Here is a 1,942-nt window from a genome sequence, read left to right as displayed (position 1 = left end):
TAACTTTAAGATATTTAACAGCGGGTAGTAAAACGGTAACCATTAATTATACCAATGGTAATGGTTGTACTGCAGCTGCGGCAACTTCATCATCAGCAGTTACTGTAAATGCATTGCCAGCTCCAACATTTACTGCACAACCGGCAACTTCACCTTGTATTGGTACATCCGTTATTTATACAACAGAAAATGGAATGACCAATTACATTTGGGGATTCCCGGGAGTTGCAGGAACTAATTATACTATTGTTTCTGGTGGAACAACAGGATCTAATACTGTAACTTTAAGATATTTAACAGCGGGTAGTAAAACGGTAACTATTAATTATACTAATGGTAATGGTTGTACTGCTGCTTCAGCAACTTCATCATCAGCAGTTACTGTAAATGCATTGCCAGCTCCAACTTTTACGGCACAACCAGTAACTTCACCTTGTATTGGTACGTCAGTTACATATACTACTGAAGCAGGAATGACCAATTATACATGGGTATTTCCAGGTACAGCAGGAACTGATTATGCCATTGTTTCTGGTGGAACAACCGGGTCTAATACTGTTACTTTAAGATATTTAACAACGGGTAGTAAAACGGTAACCATCAATTATACGAATGGTAATGGTTGTACTGCAGCCTCAGCAACTTCATCATCAGCGGTTACTGTAAATGCATTGCCAACACCAACTTTTACGGCACAACCGGGGGCATCAACTTGTATTGGGACATCCGTTATTTATACAACAGAAAATGGAATGACCAATTATACTTGGAGCTTTCCGGGAGTTGCAGGAACAGATTACACTATCGTTTCTGGAGGAACAACAGGATCTAATACTGTTACTTTAAGATATTTAACAGCGGGTAGTAAAACAGTAACTATAAATTATACCAATGGTAATGGTTGTACTGCAGCTACAGCAACTTCTTCTTCAGCAGTTACTGTTAATGCATTGCCAGTTATTACAACCCAGCCTCAACCTCTTATTGTTTGTGAGGGTCAAAATGGAAGTTTTAGTGTGGTAACATCGGCTTCGTCCCCAACATATCAGTGGGAATACAGCACTAGTCTTTCAGGACCTTGGACAGTAACAAATGGAGCAGCTGGCGTTTCAGGACATAATACGGCGGTTTTATCATTAACAAGTGTGCCACTTAGTTATTCTAATTACTATGTACGTTGCACAGTAACTAGTAGTACTTGTAACACTACTTCTAGTGCAGTTTTATTAACCGTAAACCCATTACCAACTACTCCAGGAATTGCTTCGACAACCGATGTTAACTGTACAGCCCTTGGAAGTGTAACACTGAACAATCTGCCTGCCGGATTATGGACGCTATACCAAACAGGTTTTGCATCCGGTACCATAAACAATTCAGGAACTACTTATACCGTTACAGGCCTTGCAGCGGGAACCTACAGGTTTACCGTAAGCAATGGTACCTGTACCTCGACAGTATCTTCGGATGCCGTGATCACAGACCAGTCTTCCACAACATGGAACGGTAGCTCATGGTCACCAGCAGCGCCAGATGCGACAAGATCTGCTATTATCGCAGGACCTTTTACAGTATCGGCAGATTTAACGGTTTGTTCTTTAACCATAAACAGCGGTATTAATATCGTAGTGCCTTCAGACCGTACTTTTACTATTGTAAACGGCCTTACGGTTGCTTCGAGCTCAACATTGACCTTTGAGAACCACTCAAGTCTGGTACAGATAAATAATAATGCCGTGAATTCAGGAAAAATCACCTACAAGCGTATTGCTGCACAAATTCGTCAGGCGGATTATGTGTACTGGTCAACACCGGTAACCCCGCAAAGGCTTCTGGATGTTTCCCCATTGACTTCTTACGACAAATTCTTTGGTTATAACGGTGACAACTGGGTATCAACCTTCCCGAAAGACAACATGGTGGTAGGTAAAGGATATATCAT

General features: G+C 41.3%; 1 pseudogene. It reads left to right on the top strand.

From position 1 onward, the window contains the following. Positions 1-1,942: pseudogene (locus GKZ86_RS25310) on the top strand (hypothetical protein); the annotation flags it as partial.

Origin of the sequence: Flavobacterium sp. LC2016-13 (assembly GCF_009707955.1) — a bacterium.
GTDB lineage: Bacteria > Bacteroidota > Bacteroidia > Flavobacteriales > Flavobacteriaceae > Flavobacterium.
Note: the sequence above shows the minus strand (reverse complement) of the source record. Positions and strands in the feature narration are given on the sequence as shown.